A 17,794-nucleotide genomic window follows, 5' to 3' on the forward strand; every position below is an offset into this window, starting at 1 on the left:
GGGCTCCGGGGAATTTTGCGTACGGGTGCTCCACCGCCTCGCCTCTTCGCGGCGCGCGACAATTGCGAGAACGAGAAGCAATCTCCATCAGCCAACCGGATCGTTTCCTTCGAGCACAACGCGGCATGTCCCAGAAACTCTATCGTAACCGAACCGAAGCGCTTCATCCCCTGTAAGCCCCCGGAAAGACCATGTCCTGGTCGACGAGGACGTTGAACACATAGCCTGGTCGAATCTCGAGGGTGGGCTGGACGTTCAGGTTCTTGCTGATCGTCTGTTCGGCGACCCGGCCAAATGTCTCGGCGAAGCTATTTCGCGCGGCATCGGAGGGTGCCTGCCGATACCCGTACGACGAACTCGCGGGCACAGACATATCAATGCCCGCGCCGATCGCCGCAATCAGGATCGCGGAGCCGAATACCTGGAAGTAATGATTGTCGACTTGATCATTAAAGCCGCCATAGCCTTCCGCGTCCGTGCCCGCCATGCCTCCGATCTGTAGCGTCGAGCCGTTCGGGAAGATGATGTCGGTCCAGACCACGAGGACGCGACTTTGCCCGAATGCAATCTTGGAATCGTACCTTCCCAAGAGTTTGGCGCCCTGCGGGATCAATAGCCGATGACCTGTGGCGCTGTCATAGACGTTCTGGCTGACCTGGGCGGTGATGCGACCGGGAAGATCGGAATTGATACCGGTGATCAGCGTCGCTGGAATGACCGAGCCGCGTTTCAATTCGTAAGCGGATGTCGGCGCGACCACCTTGTTGGGGAGGTAGCCGAGCTTCTTGAGGTCTGCATTGAAGAAATCCTCTTTCGCCGTTTGCCCGTTCGGATCGATGTACTGCGTACTGAGGCCGCCGCGAAGCGCCGCCGCATAAAGGTCGGACGCGCCGCGTGCAAGGCCGGGTGTCGTCGTTGTCTTCCCTTGCGCGGCATTACTTACGGGTGCGCTCGATGTTTGCAGCTTGCTGAGATTGATAGCGAGCGGTGAATCATGGGCTGCATCGTTCGCCTGCACGCGGGCCATGCGCTGGCGTTGCCGCTCGCGCAGATACTGCTCGTGCGCCTCCCGGTCGAGACGCGCTCGCCACAGCTCTTCCGACTCGAGCTGTGAGCCGGACCGCGGTTCGCTTTGCGGGCGGCCGGTAAAGGGATTCTTCACCGGCTTCGGTGCGTCGGGCTGCGCCGGTGCAGGTTGGAATGTCTCCGGCTGTTCGCCGATAATTCCGTTGGAAACGCCTTTCTTGAGTTGATCAGCGTAGGTCGACGCCGGGTTGGATGAGGCGGTGTCAATGCCGGCCTCGCGGCGGAAGTACAGTCCGCGCGACGTCAGGCCGTAGAAGATGACGGCGAAGAAGACTATCACCAACACGATGGCGACGATGATCGGCAGCCGGTTGAGCCGTCGAATTCCTCTGCCCTCGCCCTCCTGAGCGCCACCGAGCTTCAGGGATTGCACCATGACCGGCCCTCCCCTACCCGCGCTGCATGACGGAGAGCGGGCTGGCCGGCGATGCTCCAGCGGCGGTTGCGCTATAAGCGCGGCCGAGCTCGATACTGCCGGTCGACAAGCGCGCCAGGACCTGACCGTTGTACGACTCGATCACATAGGCGAGTGGAATGGTCTTCTCGCCCTTGGTCTTCTGATCGGTCGCCACTGCATATCCCCAACTCTTGAGAGATGTCTCCAGCGCCTGGCCGAAGGGCGTACCGTCGGGCTTCAGGATGATCGTGCCAGAGCCGGGCCCGACCTGCTCGGCGAGTTTCGTCACCATGTCGCCGGCGATCGCCGAGGCCGCGGGACCGGACAGATCTGATGGCGCCGAACTCGCGACCAGAGCGCTGCCGCCGAACGAGGCGCAGCCGGCGAGCGACAGGCCGAGCAGGGAGAGAAGGAGGAGCTGACGCATCGAGGAGGCCGCGCGCATGGTCATCCTCCCCTCCGGATCGTCACCTTGTCCTGGTTCCAAAAGCCGACGCCGGAGACCAGAATGGCGGTGTCGATCTGATAATCGACCACCATCATATCGCCCTTCAGCCGGTAGTTGACGATGCGGTTCTGGCCGCCCGACACCACGAACAGGACCGGTGCATCCTGTCCGGAGAGCGATGATGGAAACTGGATATAGGTCTTCAAGCCATCGCTGTAGACGCGGGTCGGCCGCCAGGAGGCGCTGCCGCTCACGCTGTAGGCGAAGCTCAACTGCTCGGCGGGCACGCCAGCGCCCGGAATCACCTCAGCGCCAATACGCGCGTTGACGTCCGCGAGCCGGCTGCCGACAGCCTCCGGATATTCGAAGCCGACGCGCGCCATGTATTGGGTCGCATTCGACTTCAGCTGGATGTGATAGGTCCGCCGCGAGGTCGTCACCACCATTGAGGTGACAAGCCCTGGCTCCGACGGCTTGACGATCAGGTGGATGGCTTGTCCGCCGACCGCGCCAGACGTCGCCGGTTCGATCTTCCAGCGCACGGTGTCGCCAACCAGCACATCGCGCACGACCTCACCGGCCTCGAGCTCGATGTCGCAAACCTCGAGCGGCGAGCAGACGACGGAGGGCTGGACCTCGCCGAACAGGAAGACGACCTTGCCGTCCGCGCCGCGCGTCACAAGGCCGGTCGATCCGCGCCATTGGCTCGAAATGCCCGTGCCCTTTCGCTCCTTGGCGCTCATCGGCTGCGCGTGCGCGCTGACATCGGCAAGCAGCAAGCCGCAGGCGGATACCGCGAGAACACTGCATGCATGAAGTCTTGTTGTGTTTAGGTGCATCTGCGTCCCCGCCCCTTTCATAGTTGCGCTGTCCAGTCGAAATCACGGAGGTAGAGGCCGATCGGATTGAGCCGGATGGTCTGCTCGTCCTGGGGCGGAGTCAGCGTGACAGTGGCGATGCCGCGATAGCGGTGCTCGCCGGTTTGCTTTCCCTTCCTGTCCCGCTCGAATTCGGTCCAGTCGATCTGATAGGACTGGTTGGATAGGGCGACGATATTGTTGACCTCGACGGCGACAGTCGTCGTTTTGGCCTTCTCGAACGGCGAGTTGCTCCGGAACCAATCATTGATCTTTTGCGTGGCGGGATCGGAGGTCCGCAGCAGCGCGTAGGTGCGGTCGATATACTGCTTCTGCACGACCGCATCGGGCGTGACCGATCGGAAGTTTGCAACGAAGCTTCCGAGCGTCGCGCGCACCACCCGCGGATCTGCATACTCGATTTGCTGCGGATAGCCGGCGCTCGCGGCGGTGCCGAGCTTGTCCACCTCGACGATGTAGGGAACGAGCTTGACCTGCGTGCTCTGAAACAGCGCATAGGCGAAGCCCATCACCGCCATGACCATGGCGACGATGCCGACTGTGCGCCAGGCCGCGGCCGCCTTCACATAGGAGCCGTAGCGCTCGTTCCATTCCTGACGCGCGGCAAGATAGGGATTGTTGGGCGGATTAGGCGCAGCCATTCGGGAAAGAATCTCCATTCATCATCTGTCGGGTCGGGTCGCTCACGGCTTGTTGGTCGATTTCTTCTGGGCAACACTCTGATCGAGCTTGGCGTTGGCAAGGCCGAGCGTCGACGTGCCGAAGGAGCCCGGCGCGCCGATGGCCTGGTCGCGCGCGGCGGAGGCGAGCGCGCCGCCCGCCGTGCCGATGCCTTGCGTCATGGCCTTGAGGGCGGCCGCGCCAAACGAGGCGCCGTCGGCACGCGCGGAACTGAACCCGGCCGCCCCTGCCCGCGCGCCTCCAACCGCGAGGGCGGCGCCGCCGACCGCGAAGCTCGCCGCCTGTCCCGCATGCTTCACCACCTCCATGCCGCTGCCGACGGAGACGCCCTGCACGACGCCCTGTACGATACTCGGCACGTACATCGAGATGATAAAGACGACGACGGAGATGCCCCCGATCGCCAGCGTCCCGACGAAGGCGTCTTTGCCGGTGCCCGTCTGATTGGCGAGGTTCAGCAAGGCGTCGGACCCGATCTTGGCGATCATCACCAGCGCCATTAGCTTCATGCCGACCGAGAAGGCATAGACGAGGTAGCGGATGGCAAAATCCTTGGTGAAGGACGAGCCGCCGAGACCGAGCATGATCATGCCGGCGAGCAGGCCGACATACATCTCGACCATGACAGCCACGAAGATCGCCGCGACCAGCGAGAAGGAGATCACCACGATCACCATGGCGAACACCGAGGCAATCGCGAGCGCATTGTCCTGGAACAGGCCGAACTGCGCATTCTGCGACATCGCGGAGGCCACCTTGAGACCCGCGTTGAACACATCCGCCGGCGACGCCGAGCCGCCGCCGGCGCCGATCTGGTACAGACTGTCGACGACCGCTTTCGCGAAATTCGGTCCCTGGTCGAGCACGAAGGCAAAGAAGCCGATGAACATGATCCGCCGCACCATCTCGGCGAACCACGCATCGAGGGCTGCAGTCTGAACGGCGAGCCAGACTGCGGCAAGGCCAACCTCGATGCCAGCGAGAATCCAGAACAACGACTTGGCCGCCTGCATAACGGTTGACTGCCAGCCCTTGGCGGCGGTCGTCACCGAATTTTCCAGCGCCGTGAGAATGCTGCCGTCCTGCTGCGCCCATGCGGGATGCGCAGCAACGACGATGCCGATCGTAGTGATCAGAACGAGCCCCGGTTTAATCCCACGCACCCCCTGCCCCCTTCTCCTACCAACGAGGTTTCATCTGCTGGCCGCCGGACGTCTTGTAGTCCTGCGGCGGTTTGAAGACGTCGCTGGCCCGCGACGCAGTCCCTTGTCCCGGCACTGGCGTGCGCGGCGCAAGGAACAGCCAAGCCCCTGCGGCGCAGGCGCCGATCACGATGACAACGACGATGATGATCGATACTCTCACCAGCGCGGCTCCATGGTCTGACCGCCGGAGGTCGCGGGCGAGGTCGCGTTGAAGAACTGCTCCCGTCGCGCCTGCGACAGATCCTTGCTCGCCTGCGAGGACTGGAACCAGGTCGCCATCATGGTGGTCTGCTGTGCGATCAGACCGCGCAGCTTCTGCATCTGGGCGACTTCCTGCGCGGCGATCTCGTGGCCGACCTGCAGCGCTTTCATCTGGCCGTCGGCGCTCTCGGAGGCCGTCTTAAGCTGCGCCATCGTCGAGTTCTCGGTCGCAAAATGCTCGGAAGTGAGACCCGCCGCCTGCAGCGTGCTCGAGATCGTGTCGCGGTTGGTCGCCGACCAGGTCTGATAGGTCGAGGCGAAGCTTGCGCCGTTGGGCAGATTGGTCTTGAACTGGGCGTAGCTCTGGAAGCGCTGCTTGAGCACGTCATCGATGTTGCCCATCGAGAACGCCATGCCCTGGCCCTGGTTGACGACGTTCTGCAGCTGCTTGAGATCGTTCTCGACCTGCCCCCAGACATGCGACGGCAACCGTGCGGTGTTCTGCAGCATGTTCTCGTAGATCTTTAGCTGGTTCTGAATCTGCTGGGCGAGCTGCGAGATTTGTTGAATCTGGTTGTTGATCTGCGTCGTCGACTGGCCGACGAGGCTGACCAGTTCGCCATTATTGAGGATTTGCGTGAACTCGGTGGCGCCGCCGGCTGCGGCGCCGGCGAACGCCGGACCGGCCGTCGGCGATCCGATGATGATGGCGGCGAAGAGCGCGTTACGAATTTGCGAGAAGCGTCTCGGCATGGCCGATCCCCCTTTCCTTGAGCCAGTGAACGGGCCAATTGGCCTCGGCCTTCTTCAGCGCCAGGATGCGCTTCAGGTCGTCCTTGCCGGACGCACCGACAAAGGAGAGCGCGACGGGTCCGAGCGCCATATTGAAGAGGCGACGGCCTTCGGGCGAGGCGACGTAGTATTCCCGCTTGGGGCTAGCTGCCGCGACAATCTCGATCTGCCGCTCGTTGAAGCCGATACGCTCGTAGAACTCGCGCGTGCCGGGCTCGCGCGCGGCGCCATTCGGCAAGCAGATCTTCGTCGGGCAGCTCTCCTTCAGCACATCGATAATGCCGGAACGCTCGGCGTCCGAGATTGACTGCGTTGCGAGCAGCACCGCGCAATTGGCCTTGCGCAGCACCTTCAGCCATTCGCGGATCTTGTCGCGAAAGACGGGATGGCCGAGCATCAGCCAGGCCTCGTCGAGAATGATCAGACTCGGCGCGCCAGACAGCCTTTTCTCGATTCGCCGGAACAGGTATGTCAGAACCGGGACCAGGTTGCGCTCGCCCATATTCATCAGCTGCTCGATCTCGAATGTCTGGAACGAGCCGAGTTGCAAGCCGTCCCTCTCGGCATCGAGCAGTTGGCCCATTGGGCCGTCGACGGTGTAGTGATGCAGGGCGTCCTTGATTTCGCGCATCTGCACGCCCGACACGAAATCCGACAGCGATCGTCCACGGGCCTCGGCCATCAGGCCGATCTGCCGCGAGATGGCGTTGCGATGGTCGGGCGTGATCAGGACGCCTTGCACGGCGACGAGCGTCCCCACCCATTCGGCCGCCCAGGCGCGATCGGTGTCCGTGGACAAGTCCGACAATGGGCAGAAGGCGAGCGGCGCCGCGCCGTCGGCATCGTCGCCGATCTCGTAGTGGTCGCCGCCGGCGGCCAGCGTCAGCGGCAGCATGGAACGGCCCTTGTCGAAGGCGAAGATCTGTGCGCCGGCATACCTGCGGAACTGCGCTGCGATCAGCGCGAGCAGCGTCGACTTGCCGGAGCCAGTCGGCCCGAACACGAGGGTATGACCGACGTCGTCGACATGCAGGTTCAGCCAGAAGGGTGTGGAGCCGGATGCGACCTGCATCAATGGCGGGGAGGCGGGAGGATAGAACGGGCATGGCGCGGTCGGATTGCCCGACCACACCGAATTGAGCGGGATGAGGTCGGCGAGGTTACGCGTGTTGATGAGCGGCTCGCGGATGTTGGCGTACCAATTGCCCGGCAGGCTTCCGAGGAAGGCCTCCGTCGCGTTCAGCGTTTCGATGCGCGCGCCAAAACCCTCGGCCTGGATCAGGCGACGGACCGCCTCGGCCTTCTCCTGCAGGCGCGCGCTGCTCTCGTCGAACAGAACGATGACCGGGGTGTAATAGCCGTAGGCAACGAGTTGCGAAGAAGCTTCCGCGATCGCGTCCTCGGCCTCCGCCACCATGGCGGCCGCGTCCTGGTCGATCGAGCGGCTTTGCGTCTGGAAGAGCTGGTCGATGAACGGGCGGACCTTCTGCTGCCACTTCTTTCGGGTCCGCTCGAGCTTCTGCCGCGCGTCCTGATCGTCGAGGAACATGAAGCGCGACGACCAGCGATAGGTCAGCGGCATCAGATCCAGCGAATTGAGGATCCCCGGCCAGCTCTCGGCCGGAAAGCCGTCGATCGCCACCACGCCGAGAAAGCGGTTCTCAACTGTGGGCGACAGACCATGCTGAAGTTCGGCCGTCGCCAGCCAGTCGAGGTACATCGGGATGTCCGGCAAGCGGATCGGGTGATTCTCGCCGGTGATGCAGAAGCGGATGAACTGGAACAGTTCATCGTAGCGGGCCCTGCGCGTGCCATCGCGCTCCTCAATCTCGCGCGTTTCCATGCGCCGGATGGACAGGACGCTCGCGAGGTACTGCTCGACTTCGCGGACCGAAGTGCGGAAGCTCTCGATCGCCGTATCAGCATAGGACGCCGATCGGCTCTCGGCATCGGAATAGATGTAGCGCGCGAGACCGGCGCGCCGCCGCTCCGGCGGCCGCCAGGACAGGATGATCGCGTGGCGGCTCTCGTAATGTCCCCTCTCCTGCTCGAACCGGCTGCGGCGTTCATCGTCGATCGCCCGCGTCACCGGGTCGGGAAAGTAGCAGTCCTGTCGCGCAGGATAATCCGTGGTCGGCACGCGCACTGCCTCGACCTGGATCATCCAGCCTGAGCCGAGGCGCGCCAGGATGGTGTTGATCTGGCGCGAGACCTCGTTGCGTTCGGGATCGGTCGAGCTCTCCGAGTCCGGTCCGGCAAAATACCAGCCCGCCATCAGCGAGCCGTCCTTCAGCAGCACGATCCCGTTCGCAACGAGCCCGGCATAAGGCACGAGATCAGCAAAGGACGGGCCGGAGTGACGGAAGGAGCGCAGCGCGACCATGAGCGGACCTCAGTAGCGACGCCAGGGCGTCGAGGTTGCCCGGTAGTGAGGTCGATAGGAGATGTGACGGGCATAGACTCGCCGCATCATTGGGTCCGCCTTGGCCATCATCCGCAGCGCTGCCACGACGACGATCCAAATCGCTGCGCCGAGGAGCGCCGCGTACCAGGTGAGCACGACGAAGATCAGGATGACGGCGGCAAGGCCTGTCAACAGCACGAGCTCGCGGTCAGCGCCGAACAGCAGGTTCGGCCGCGACAGCGCGCGATGGATACGATTGCGTCGAAGATTGGCGCCGACCTCAGCCATGGCCGAGGTCCCCTGCCAGCGCCGTGGGTGCGATATGACCGATCGACGCGCCGCTCGCACCGAATAGAGCCACGATCTGTGTGGCGCCGAGGAGAATGCCGGCGACGAGCACGACATACATGAGGCGTCGCGCGAAGTCGTTCAGCTCGCCACCGAAGATCAGCATGCCGCCGGCAACCGCCACGGCCGCCAGCGCAATGAAGCCGGCCACTGGGCCGGTGATGGACTGCTGGATCTGCTGAAGCGGGCTCTCCCAAGGCAGATTGCCGCCGCCGCTGGTCGACGCAAAGGCGGGGTCGAGTATCAGGAGCGCGAGCAACGCGGCGCTCGCGCCTACAATCATCATGCGGTTATGCGACATGGCGTTCCTCCTTCGGGGCATAGGATTGGGTTTGGTATTGGCCCGCTGAGAAGCTCTCGACATGGAGCACGTCACGGACCTGGCGGCCGCGATCCGTTCGTTCGATCGAGATGATCAGATCGACCGCCTCGCCGATGACCTGGCGCATGGGCTGTTGACTGGCTTCGGCTGTGAGCTGCTCGAGACGGCGCAGCGCCGAAGAAGCGCTGTTGGCGTGAATGGTGGTGATGCCGCCGGGATGGCCGGTATTCCAGGCCTTGAGCAGCGTGAGTGCCGCGCCGTCGCGTACTTCTCCGACGATGATGCGATCGGGCCGTAGCCGCATCGTGCTCTTGAGCAGGCGCGCCATATCGACCGTGTCGCTGGTGTGAAGCGAGACGGCGTTGTCGGCCGCGCACTGGATCTCGGCCGTGTCTTCCAGAATGACCAGGCGGTGTTCAGGCGCGTGCGCCACGATCGCCGCGATCACGGCATTGGCGAGTGTTGTCTTACCTGAGCCCGTGCCGCCCGACACCACGATGTTCAGGCGCGAAGCGATGGCGTTGCGGATGACCGCAAGATGGTCGGCCGTCATCATGCCCTGCGTCACGTAGTCCTCGAGATTGAAGAGACGCGAAGCCCGCTTTCGGATCGTGAATGTAGGGGCGCCGACGACGGGCGGCAGCAAACCTTCGAAGCGATGACCGCCGATCGGCAATTCCCCCGAAATGATCGGACGCTCGTCGTCGGCCTCCGATTGCAGCGCATGCGCGACACTGCCGATAATGATCTCGGCGGTCGCCTCCAGCATGGTCCCGGCAGCTGTCATCCCTTGGCCTAGTCGTTCAATGAACAACCGGCCATCCGGATTGAGCATCACTTCGACGACCGCCGGATCATCGAGCGCGGCGCATATCTGGTCGCCAAGCGCATCCTGGAGTTTGCGGACGAGCCGCGGATGTGAACGAAGTTCGGCCATATCGCTCACGCAGCGACGCGCTGAAGGTGCCGCAGGTCGGACCGATAGCCAGGCGGGCACACCCGTTCGAAGCTTGCCTGGTCGGCCGGCAGGATGCCGGCGACGCTCATGGTCTCGCCGATGAGCTTTACGCCGCCAAGGCGCGTCATCGGCCAGCCCGCCCGTTGCAGGATGCGTTCGAAGCGCACGTCCGTTGCCGTGGGGATCTGCCGAAGCCATTCGACATCGACCACTCGATCATCCCCGCGAACATCGTCAGCGTGGCTTCGTGCAGGAACCGGCCTCCCCTCCTCTTCCCGACGCGCGTGTCGAGGCAAAAGCGCGAGCTCTCGATCATGGTCGAATTGCTTCGTAACCGGCCGCCCGGGAGCAGTTGCGGGAAGGTTCGCGACAGCATGGTCGGGCCCGAGGTCGGAAGCAGACGGGCACAGCCTGCGACGTCGCCGAGGTCCGTCAGGGCCAGGATGTAGGTCGGGTTGAGCGCATCGTATTCGTCGCGCTCGCGACCGCACTCGATCTTGACTTGCCAACCGAGCCGGCCGGCGAACACCCGGGCGCGCAACTGATGCATCTCATCGACCAGTGACCCCAATCCGCCGTGTTCGTTGGCATCGATCGCAATTGCCCGCATTCGTCGAATCCTCCGTCGCGTTCGCGTGAACGGAGGCAAGTCAGCACGGCGCGGCGGCTCGTACGCTCTGGTGAATTACCGGGGGGCCGGGCGAGGCCCGAGTCGCGGTGAGTCGCGCCTTCGGCGTCGGATTTGGTCGGCTTGCAGCTCTAGTCGAGGCAAAAAGGGTCGCTTTGACTGTAGAATTAACGGGGCAGAAAACCACGCGGCCGCGCTCCACGAGCGCTTCGTAAGTCCTCGATAAGATTGGACGAATCCGAACGAATCGGTCGCTCGTTCTGCGCGGCTGAGAATAGCCGTTAAGATATTGTTAACCTTAAAGGACTTGCCACACAGGCCGAATCTCCCATACTGGCGCCTGACCGGCACGTTTTGCTGTTTATGGCGCTATTTTCTAGGTGGGGTGGATTAGGATGGGCCTGCTCCCGACATTCGAGTTTGACGAGAAAATCCTCGCACAGGGCGACGAGATCTCGAGGAAGCTCGATCAGCTTCGCCTGGAGAAGTTTCCTCCGGACGCGAAGAAGACGCTACGTCTGTTCCCGATGTCGGAAGTCGCACACTATCTCGGCGTCAGCCCGAACAACCTCAAAAGACTACATCTCGAAAAGAAAGGTCCGGAGCCCACTATCGCAGGTAGTGGAAGGCGCTTCTATACTGCGGAACAGATGATGGAGCTGCGGCACTATCTCGACAAAAACGGACGGTCAGACGCGAAGAAATACGTCCCCTCCCGCAAGCCCGGCGAGAAGCTCCAGGTTATCGCTGTCGTTAATTTCAAGGGGGGCTCTGGGAAGACCACGACGGCCGCCCATCTGAGCCAGCATCTCGCCCTGACCGGGCATCGTGTGCTCGCAATTGACCTCGATCCGCAGGCCTCGCTCTCGGCGCTTCACGGCTTTCAGCCGGAGCTCGATCGGAATCCGTCGCTGTACGACGCGATCCGGTACGACGAAAAGCGTCGGCCGGTTGCCGACGTCATTCTGCCGACCAATTTCCCTTTGCTTGAGATCATCCCGGCAAACCTCGAGCTTCAGGAATACGAGTACGACACGCCGCTCTCGATGCAGGGCTCGAACGAGGGGAAGCGGTTCTATGAACGCCTCGGCCGCGCGCTTGAGGAAGTAGACGATCGATTCGATGTCGTCGTAGTTGATTGCCCGCCGCAACTGGGCTTCCTGACGCTGACAGCGCTGACCGCTTCCAGCTCTGTTCTGATTACCGTCCATCCGCAGATGCTGGACCTTATGTCCATGAGCCAGTTCCTGCTGATGCTCGGAAACTTCGTTAGGGCAATCCGGGAGAAGGGCGCGCCCGTCAAAATCGACTGGCTTCGATATTTGATCACCCGATTCGAGCCCACGGATATTCCGCAAACTCAAATGCTGGGCTTCATGCAGTCGATGCTCGCTGAGGAGATCCTCAAGAACCCCATGCTGAAGTCGACTGCCATCTCGGACGCAGGACTGACGAAGCAGACCTTGTATGAGGTCGAACGCGGCAGCTTCAATCGGGACACCTATGATCGTGCCATTGAGGCACTCGACGCGGTGAATTTCGAGATTCAGGCGCTCATCCACCGGGCGTGGGGGCGTCTGTAATGTTGACCGCAGTCAAAACCGCCGAAAATCTCTGCGACTTCAAGAGCCTAAGGCGAAATGGGAGGTTTGGTCATGGCTCGTAAAAACCCCTTCGCCAACATTCTTGACGATCAGCGGCACGCGCTTGACGACGTCGCCGCCGATCACAAACGGCCGTCCCGTCCGGTGTCCGACTATGCGGCCAAGGGCGCGTCTCGCTCGCTCCTTAAGTCGCTCGACGAGCTTGCGGCTAAGGCCGACAAGCTCGTCGAGGGTGAAACGGTCGTCGAGCTTGAGCCCGACTTGATCGACGCTTCGTTCGTCCGCGATCGTCGTGCTGACGATGAGGCCGAGTTCAACCAGCTGCTGGAGCGGATCCGCGAGCGCGGCCAGGACTCCCCTATTTTGGTCAGGCCGAATCCGAAGTCGGCCGGCCGGTACATGGTGGTCTTCGGACATCGCCGCTGGAAAGTCGCTCGGGCCCTTGGCCGAAAGGTGCGCGCCGTCGTCAAGGACATCGAGGATCGAGAGCATGTGCTTGCGCTCGGTCAGGAGAACGCCGCGCGTGCGGACGTCCCGTTTATCGATCGCGCCCTCTTCGCCGCCGACGTTGTGCGTCTCCGTTACGACGACGACAATGCAATCATTCTGAGCGCGCTCTCGATCGACCGAACGACACTCTCAAAGATGCTGTCGGTCGCAGGCCTGCCCTCCCCCATCTTGGAGGCCATAGGCCAAGCGAAGAACGTCGGCCGCGATCGCTGGTATGAGTTGAAGCTGCTGCTCGATAGTCCGGCAATCCAGGAGCGCGCTCTCGAGACCATTCGGGACGACGCCTTTTCCGCGCTGTCGAGCGATGCGCGGTTCGACTTTCTGGTCCGCAAATTGAGGTCAAAGCCGACACGCAAGCAGAACCAGCCGAGCAGGCGAAACTGGACACCCCCGGACAGCGCACTCTCGGCGGAGATTTCAGCCGAAGGGAAGAAGTTCACACTGGCGCTCAAGGCCAAGACGTCTGACGCCCGTGCGTTCGGCGAGTATCTCTCGGAGAACCTCGATCAACTCTACGAGGCGTTCCGCAGAGGGTCGATTCCACAGGAGACAGGAGACTAACCCAGCAAAAGAAAAAGGCCCCCGAAACGAGGTTCCGGAAGCCCTTCTCTGTTACGTTTGGCGACTGACAGAATCCCACTTCCGCGAATCGGTGTCAAGCCCAACCGGCCGCAGTCATGCGCTCGTTTTGGAGGGCGGACTTCTTTTGCCTAACGATAGGTGAAGAACAATGCAGACACCCTTATCAACGACGCCCTTTGGGCGGCGGCCAATGACGCTTGGCATGATTTCAAGCCAGCTGGCCGCGAAGGCGAAGCCAGAGACGGCCATTGTTCACAAATGGCACGTCTTTCAGCACATCAAGGAGGCGCGCCAGGTTCTCGGCGCGACCGACCGTGCGCTGACGATCCTGCATGCGCTGTTGTCATTCCATCCTGAGACCGCGCTCGAGGCCGACGGCGAGTTGGTCGTCTGGCCCTCCAACGAGCAGCTGATGGCGCGGGCCAACGGGATGCCGCCGACGACGCTGCGCCGGCATCTCGCCGTCCTGGTCGACTGCGGTTTGATCATTCGCAGGGACAGCCCGAACGGCAAACGCTATGCGCGCAAAGGGCAGGGCGGAGAGATCGAGCAAGCCTACGGCTTCGACTTGGCCCCGATCGTGGCCCGCGCCGAGGAGTACAAGACGCTCGCGGGTGCCGTGCAGGCCGAGAAGAAGGCGTTCCGCGTTGCCAAAGAGCGCCTCACCATCCTGCGCCGGGACATCGTGAAGATGATCGACGCCGGGCTTGACGAGGGCGTGCCGGGAAATTGGAAGCGGTTTCAGCAGGCCTACCAGGAGATCGCCGGGCGGATTCCCCGGACTGCCCCACGGCAGATACTGGAAAGCCTCGGCGGCGAGATGGAGAAGCTCTGGCGCGAGATCCGTGAGCTGTTGGAAACCTTTGCTAAAACACAGAATCCGGACGCCAATGAGTCCCATTCTGGTTGCCACATACAGAATTCAAATCCAGACCTTCCATCTGAATCTGAACGAGGCCTACCAAAGGAAGATGAAGCGGGTGGCAACGCCGCGGCTAACCACAACCTGCGGAGCTTGCCGAAACGTGAGCTCCCCTTGGGAATTGTGCTGGATGCCTGTCCCAACATGCGCTGGCTGAGCAAAGGCAGTGAAATCCGGCACTGGAAGGATTTGGTGGCCGCGGCGGAGCTTGCCCGGCCGATGCTGGGGATCAGCCCGAGCGCCTGGCGCGAGGCCAGGGAGGTGCTGGGTGACCAACAGGCCGCGATTACCCTGGCCGCGATCCACCAGAAAGCGGACCAGATCAACAGCGCCGGCGGCTATCTGCGAAGCCTGACCGACCGTGCCAAGGACGGCAAATTCTCCGTCTGGCCGATGATCATGGCCTTGCTGCGCGCCAAGCTCGACGGCTCGAAGCCAACCCCGCCGCCCGCGGGTGGTCCCGCCAGATTCGGGGGGAAGCCCACGCAAACCGGCGCCTACCAGGCCAGCGCCGAATTACGCGCCTCAATTGCCAGGAGGCCGAAATGACCCGAAACGGCGCCAGGAAGGACTCCGTCGTTGAAGACGACTCGGCTACGGTTTTCGGGCAGAGACCGGGGAGGGCGACTTGACCAGAGACACGACATCAGTCGGCGGCGCGATCGCATCCGCCCTCGAACGGGCCGAGGAACTGCGCCGCCTCAGCGACCGCCCGGCGCGGGTGCGGATCATGACGATCTTTGGCGATGATCGCTCCGGTCTCACGATTAACGCCCGGATCGCGGCGCGGACCCCGGCCGAGCATGGGACTCAGGAAGGCCTCGGGACACGGTGTATCCCATGGGACGAGCTCGACGCGCGCGCCGGGGAGATCGTTGGCCTGGTGGATGAGGTGGTGGGCGAAGTGACGCTTGCCGTCCGAAACACCCCGCCTGTGCCGCGGCCGAGCCGCTCTGAGGATGATCTTGAGCTTGCCGTGTTCGACGATCTGATCGGCGAGATCGGGCAAACGATCACCCAGTCTGCTCTTTCGGTGCTGGAGAAGCATCCGGCGAAGCAGGTCTCACGCGAGCTGGGCAGCGAAGCCGCCATGTTAGCCGCCCTAAAATTCGCGGCACTCGCGGCCTATACCGGCCATGTCGGACTGGATGATGCCCAGGACGAGCTGCGAATGGCGATGAGGGAGGTGATGAGCAACATGCGCGCTTCACCTGAGTTGGCGCGTCGACCAAGCCTGGGTGCCTAAGCTGGCTAGCCACCAGCTGCCAGCTTGATGGCAAGCCCTTCCTGCCTATATACTCCAAGAAGGAGTCGTATATGGCCGAACCGCAACTCTCAGTCCGCAGTGCCAAGGCACGAGATCTTGCCCATCGCCTTGCGCGTCGGGAAAACCGCTCGATCGCGGACGTCGTCGAGCGTGCGCTCGAAGCCTACGAGGAACGTGCGGCCGGGCGTGAACCACCGGCGGCGTTCTACGCCCGTCTTAGGTCCGGCGCCGATACCGATACCGATATCGACCTCGACGCGATTATCCGCGAAGGCCGACAACCCCACAGCGGACCCGAGCTTTGATCTTTCTCGACACCAATGTGATCTCCGAGACTTTGAGGAAGGCGCCCGACGACGCGGTTATCGCTTGGCTGGTCCGGCACGATGCAGAGCTTGCGCTTCCCACGGTCACAATCGCCGAAATTGCGTTCGGAATTGAGAAAATCAGGCCCGATCAACGCGCCGAGCGCCTTGAACGTGGCTTGTTGGATTGGCGGCAACGCTTCGCCGATCGGATCTTCGGCCTGACGGAAGAGGCTGCGCTGGCGTATGGCGATATTATGGGGAACGCGACACGCCGTGGCCAACCGATGTCGGCACCTGACGGAATGATCGCAGCCGTCGCCCGCGTCAATGGCGGCCGATTGGCCACGAGAAATCTCAGTGATTTTGGCTCGACCGGGCTCGAATTGATTTCGCCATGGGACTTCTAGGGCGCCATGGTCGGGAACGGCGTCAGAGACCGGCGGCCTTGGTGAGATTGACCCGGAAGCGATCGCGCCGCCGCTGATAGCGGCGGGTCTGCTCGGCGCTGGCGTGCCCGAGCTGCTTCTGGACATAGCGCTCGTCGACTTCGGCCGAGGAGGCGAGGCCGGCGCGCAGCGAATGCCCGGCGAATTTCTCTACCCGTTCGCCTTCGGTCAGGTCGGCCCGCACCCCGGCGGCCAGCGCTGCGCGTTTGACCAGCCGGGCGACCTGTTGATCGTTCAGGCGATCCGGTCCGACGTCTTTGCCTTGGCCGGTCACCCGGCGGAATAGCGGTCCATGGCCGATCCGCGCGAGCTTCAGCCAGGTCTGCAAGGCAACGAGCGGGCAGGTGGCGTCGGACGAGCCCCGGCCGATCTCGATCTCGCGCCAGCCGGTTTTGCCGCGCAGGGTGACGATCATGCCCTTGTCGAGGATCTCGACCCAGCCTTGGCCATCCTGCGTGTCGTCGCGATGGACGTCGAGGCCGACGATCTCGGAGCGTCGCAGGCCGCCGGCAAAGCCGAGCAGCAGCATCGCGCGGTCTCGGAGGCCGCGCAGGGTGCCGCGATCGAGCGTCTCGAGCATGGCGATGACGTCCTCCGGCAGCACCGCTTCCTTCTGCCGGGGCGGGGCGCCATGGGTGTTACGGATGCCGGCGAGCACGGTTGCGATATGCCGGTCCGCGCGGTCCAGCGGCGTCCCACGCTGGGCATAGTTCCAGGTCAGGGCCGAGAGCCTGCGCTCGATCGTGGCGACCGAATTCGCCTGGCGATCGGCCGTCGCTGCGCCCGAAGCGCAGGCTGTGATGTAAAGCCCGACCGTCTGCGGGGAGGGCGGAAGCACCTCAAGGCCCTGGCACCGGCACCATCCGGAAAAGTGCTTCCAGTCGGAGGCATAGGCCCGGCGGGTGTTCGCCGAGCTCGCCGCGTCGACGTAGTCGCGGGCGCGATCGGCAAGCCGTTCGAGATGCGCCGGCAGGCCGGTTTTGGGTGCCGGAAGAGGGGAGGGGACTGCTGCGGCGGCAGGATCTGTGTCGATCTCCGCGGCCGCCAGCGGTTCCGAACCGGTCGCTGGAGGGCTGCTCATGCCGAGTCGTCCCAGGGATTGATCACCGTTGCGCCGGTATCCTCGAAATCCCCGACATTGCGGGTGACGAGGATGAGGTCGTGGACGATCGCGGTGGCGGCGATCAGCCCGTCGATGTCGCCGCGCGGTCGGATCGCGGCGATGCGACCCCACTCGACGGAGATCTGGTCGGTCACCGCCAGGATGCGGTCGGCGTGGTCGTGGCGCAGCTTGCGCAGCCATTCGGCCAGATGGCCGGCCGCCTTGGGGTCCGATTTCTGCTTCAGCGCGATGCCGCGCATGATCTCGCCGAGGGTGAGGGTGCTCAGGTGGACACTCGCCGGATCGACCGAGCGCAGCCAGCCGGTTGCCTCTGGAGAGCCGCGCCGAGCCTCGGAAACGACATTGGTATCAATGAGATACATCAGAAGGCCGCGTCGCGGCTGGGGGTCTCGGCGCGCTGCGCTACTGACTCGACCAGTTTGTCATCCCAGCTTGGCCCGGCCAGCAAGTCGTCGACCAAAGTCGGCCGCCCGGAGCGCAGCGCATCGTAATCGGCGGCCGACAGCACCACCGCGGCGCGCATCCCGCGCAGAGTGACGACCTGCGGGCCTTCGAGGCGGGCCTTCTGCACCACCTTGGAAAACTGGTTCTTGGCGTCCTGCAGCGGCCATTCCATTTTTGTGCGTTCCTAGCTAGACAGGCTAGCTATACTATAGAAGGCGCCTGGTAGAGGTCAAGGATAGG

The 17,794-nt window shown here is 63.2% G+C and carries 20 protein-coding genes and 1 pseudogene; 6 read left to right on the forward strand and 15 right to left on the reverse strand.

The features are described 5' to 3' along the window. Window positions 1-163: 163 nt before the first annotated feature. The 12 genes and pseudogenes from trbI to traI form a co-directional block, all read right to left on the reverse strand. Window positions 164-1,462, reverse strand: coding sequence for an IncP-type conjugal transfer protein TrbI (gene trbI / locus ABIA45_RS00240; RefSeq protein ID WP_404650783.1), 1,299 nt, complete (start codon window positions 1,460-1,462; stop codon window positions 164-166). A 13-nt stretch (window positions 1,463-1,475) separates the two neighbouring features. Then, window positions 1,476-1,928: a conjugal transfer protein TrbH gene (gene trbH, locus ABIA45_RS00245; protein ID WP_404650870.1), complete on the reverse strand. Its 453-nt coding sequence runs from the start codon at window positions 1,926-1,928 to the stop codon at window positions 1,476-1,478. Between the two features lie 2 nt (window positions 1,929-1,930). Then, window positions 1,931-2,770, reverse strand: coding sequence for a P-type conjugative transfer protein TrbG (gene trbG / locus ABIA45_RS00250; RefSeq protein WP_404650784.1), 840 nt, complete (start codon window positions 2,768-2,770; stop codon window positions 1,931-1,933). A 17-nt stretch (window positions 2,771-2,787) separates the two neighbouring features. After that, window positions 2,788-3,450 (reverse strand): conjugal transfer protein TrbF, encoded by a 663-nt coding sequence (locus ABIA45_RS00255; protein ID WP_404650785.1) that lies wholly within the window; start codon window positions 3,448-3,450, stop codon window positions 2,788-2,790. A 42-nt stretch (window positions 3,451-3,492) separates the two neighbouring features. Next, window positions 3,493-4,653, reverse strand: coding sequence for a P-type conjugative transfer protein TrbL (trbL, locus tag ABIA45_RS00260; RefSeq protein ID WP_404650786.1), 1,161 nt, complete (start codon window positions 4,651-4,653; stop codon window positions 3,493-3,495). Between the two features lie 16 nt (window positions 4,654-4,669). Then, window positions 4,670-4,855: an entry exclusion protein TrbK gene (gene trbK / locus ABIA45_RS00265; RefSeq protein ID WP_404650787.1), complete on the reverse strand. Its 186-nt coding sequence runs from the start codon at window positions 4,853-4,855 to the stop codon at window positions 4,670-4,672. Then, complete coding sequence (trbJ, locus tag ABIA45_RS00270) at window positions 4,852-5,649, reverse strand: P-type conjugative transfer protein TrbJ (RefSeq protein ID WP_404650788.1); 798 nt, start codon at window positions 5,647-5,649, stop codon at window positions 4,852-4,854. Before trbJ ends, trbK begins: the two co-directional genes overlap by 4 nt. After that, a complete protein-coding gene (locus tag ABIA45_RS00275) occupies window positions 5,621-8,071 on the reverse strand; it encodes a conjugal transfer protein TrbE (RefSeq protein WP_404650789.1) in 2,451 nt (816 codons plus the stop codon). Before ABIA45_RS00275 ends, trbJ begins: the two co-directional genes overlap by 29 nt. Before the next feature lie 9 nt (window positions 8,072-8,080). Beyond that, window positions 8,081-8,380: a conjugal transfer protein TrbD gene (locus ABIA45_RS00280; protein ID WP_404650790.1), complete on the reverse strand. Its 300-nt coding sequence runs from the start codon at window positions 8,378-8,380 to the stop codon at window positions 8,081-8,083. Next, complete coding sequence (locus ABIA45_RS00285; protein ID WP_404650791.1) at window positions 8,373-8,741, reverse strand: TrbC/VirB2 family protein; 369 nt, start codon at window positions 8,739-8,741, stop codon at window positions 8,373-8,375. Before ABIA45_RS00285 ends, ABIA45_RS00280 begins: the two co-directional genes overlap by 8 nt. After that, window positions 8,731-9,699, reverse strand: coding sequence for a P-type conjugative transfer ATPase TrbB (gene trbB, locus ABIA45_RS00290; protein ID WP_404650792.1), 969 nt, complete (start codon window positions 9,697-9,699; stop codon window positions 8,731-8,733). The genes ABIA45_RS00285 and trbB overlap by 11 nt, the downstream gene beginning before the upstream one ends. A 5-nt stretch (window positions 9,700-9,704) precedes the next feature. After that, a pseudogene (gene traI, locus ABIA45_RS00295) lies at window positions 9,705-10,330 on the reverse strand (acyl-homoserine-lactone synthase TraI). Window positions 10,331-10,743: 413 nt separating this feature from the next. On the opposite strand from traI, the gene repA reads away from it, so the two are divergent. The 6 genes from repA to ABIA45_RS00325 all read left to right on the forward strand — a co-directional run bounded on the left by repA (window position 10,744) and on the right by ABIA45_RS00325 (window position 15,948). Further along, window positions 10,744-11,931: a plasmid partitioning protein RepA gene (gene repA / locus ABIA45_RS00300; protein WP_161532284.1), complete on the forward strand. Its 1,188-nt coding sequence runs from the start codon at window positions 10,744-10,746 to the stop codon at window positions 11,929-11,931. Between the two features lie 72 nt (window positions 11,932-12,003). After that, window positions 12,004-13,023 carry a plasmid partitioning protein RepB gene (gene repB / locus ABIA45_RS00305; RefSeq protein ID WP_404650793.1) on the forward strand — a complete coding sequence of 340 codons (1,020 nt, stop codon included), beginning with the start codon at window positions 12,004-12,006 and terminating at the stop codon, window positions 13,021-13,023. A 169-nt stretch (window positions 13,024-13,192) separates the two neighbouring features. Further along, window positions 13,193-14,515, forward strand: a complete 1,323-nt coding sequence (gene repC / locus ABIA45_RS00310; protein ID WP_404650794.1) for a plasmid replication protein RepC — start codon at window positions 13,193-13,195, stop codon at window positions 14,513-14,515. Window positions 14,516-14,594: 79 nt separating this feature from the next. Further along, entirely contained in the window at window positions 14,595-15,212 is a 618-nt protein-coding gene (locus tag ABIA45_RS00315; protein ID WP_404650795.1) for a hypothetical protein, read from the forward strand. 71 nt (window positions 15,213-15,283) lie between these two features. Beyond that, the gene (locus ABIA45_RS00320; RefSeq protein WP_404650796.1) at window positions 15,284-15,538 is read left to right on the forward strand and encodes a type II toxin-antitoxin system VapB family antitoxin; all 255 of its coding nucleotides are present in this window, start codon (window positions 15,284-15,286) and stop codon (window positions 15,536-15,538) included. Further along, window positions 15,535-15,948, forward strand: a complete 414-nt coding sequence (locus tag ABIA45_RS00325; RefSeq protein ID WP_404650797.1) for a type II toxin-antitoxin system VapC family toxin — start codon at window positions 15,535-15,537, stop codon at window positions 15,946-15,948. Before ABIA45_RS00320 ends, ABIA45_RS00325 begins: the two co-directional genes overlap by 4 nt. A gap of 22 nt (window positions 15,949-15,970) precedes the next feature. Here ABIA45_RS00325 and ABIA45_RS00330 read toward each other — a convergent pair whose 3' ends face one another. Genes ABIA45_RS00330 through ABIA45_RS00340 form a run of 3 tightly spaced genes read right to left on the reverse strand, consistent with a single transcriptional unit; the run spans window position 15,971 to window position 17,726 of the window. Then, a complete protein-coding gene (locus ABIA45_RS00330; RefSeq protein WP_404650798.1) occupies window positions 15,971-17,068 on the reverse strand; it encodes a tyrosine-type recombinase/integrase in 1,098 nt (365 codons plus the stop codon). After that, the gene (locus tag ABIA45_RS00335) at window positions 17,065-17,472 is read right to left on the reverse strand and encodes a type II toxin-antitoxin system VapC family toxin (protein ID WP_404650799.1); all 408 of its coding nucleotides are present in this window, start codon (window positions 17,470-17,472) and stop codon (window positions 17,065-17,067) included. Before ABIA45_RS00335 ends, ABIA45_RS00330 begins: the two co-directional genes overlap by 4 nt. Then, the gene (locus ABIA45_RS00340; RefSeq protein ID WP_404650800.1) at window positions 17,472-17,726 is read right to left on the reverse strand and encodes a type II toxin-antitoxin system Phd/YefM family antitoxin; all 255 of its coding nucleotides are present in this window, start codon (window positions 17,724-17,726) and stop codon (window positions 17,472-17,474) included. Before ABIA45_RS00340 ends, ABIA45_RS00335 begins: the two co-directional genes overlap by 1 nt. Window positions 17,727-17,794 lie beyond the last annotated feature (68 nt).

This window comes from Bradyrhizobium sp. USDA 336 (assembly GCF_044908355.1).
In the GTDB taxonomy this organism is placed as follows: Bacteria; Pseudomonadota; Alphaproteobacteria; order Rhizobiales; family Xanthobacteraceae; genus Bradyrhizobium; species Bradyrhizobium yuanmingense.

Excerpts from the sequence above, each read along its gene's own strand:
- ABIA45_RS00275 (WP_404650789.1), bottom strand. The coding sequence starts at position 8,071 with ATGGTCGCGCTGCGCTCCTTCCGTCACTCCGGCCCGTCCTTTGCTGAT.
- ABIA45_RS00280 (WP_404650790.1), bottom strand. The coding sequence starts at position 8,380 with ATGGCTGAGGTCGGCGCCAATCTTCGACGCAATCGTATCCATCGCGCG.
- ABIA45_RS00320 (WP_404650796.1), top strand. The coding sequence starts at position 15,284 with ATGGCCGAACCGCAACTCTCAGTCCGCAGTGCCAAGGCACGAGATCTT.
- ABIA45_RS00255 (WP_404650785.1), bottom strand. The coding sequence starts at position 3,450 with ATGGCTGCGCCTAATCCGCCCAACAATCCCTATCTTGCCGCGCGTCAG.
- repA (WP_161532284.1), top strand. The coding sequence starts at position 10,744 with ATGGGCCTGCTCCCGACATTCGAGTTTGACGAGAAAATCCTCGCACAG.
- trbI (WP_404650783.1), bottom strand. The coding sequence starts at position 1,462 with ATGGTGCAATCCCTGAAGCTCGGTGGCGCTCAGGAGGGCGAGGGCAGA.
- ABIA45_RS00330 (WP_404650798.1), bottom strand. The coding sequence starts at position 17,068 with ATGAGCAGCCCTCCAGCGACCGGTTCGGAACCGCTGGCGGCCGCGGAG.
- trbJ (WP_404650788.1), bottom strand. The coding sequence starts at position 5,649 with ATGCCGAGACGCTTCTCGCAAATTCGTAACGCGCTCTTCGCCGCCATC.
- ABIA45_RS00340 (WP_404650800.1), bottom strand. The coding sequence starts at position 17,726 with ATGGAATGGCCGCTGCAGGACGCCAAGAACCAGTTTTCCAAGGTGGTG.
- trbB (WP_404650792.1), bottom strand. The coding sequence starts at position 9,699 with ATGGCCGAACTTCGTTCACATCCGCGGCTCGTCCGCAAACTCCAGGAT.
- repC (WP_404650794.1), top strand. The coding sequence starts at position 13,193 with ATGCAGACACCCTTATCAACGACGCCCTTTGGGCGGCGGCCAATGACG.
- trbH (WP_404650870.1), bottom strand. The coding sequence starts at position 1,928 with ATGCGCGCGGCCTCCTCGATGCGTCAGCTCCTCCTTCTCTCCCTGCTC.
- repB (WP_404650793.1), top strand. The coding sequence starts at position 12,004 with ATGGCTCGTAAAAACCCCTTCGCCAACATTCTTGACGATCAGCGGCAC.
- trbG (WP_404650784.1), bottom strand. The coding sequence starts at position 2,770 with ATGCACCTAAACACAACAAGACTTCATGCATGCAGTGTTCTCGCGGTA.
- ABIA45_RS00285 (WP_404650791.1), bottom strand. The coding sequence starts at position 8,741 with ATGTCGCATAACCGCATGATGATTGTAGGCGCGAGCGCCGCGTTGCTC.
- ABIA45_RS00335 (WP_404650799.1), bottom strand. The coding sequence starts at position 17,472 with ATGTATCTCATTGATACCAATGTCGTTTCCGAGGCTCGGCGCGGCTCT.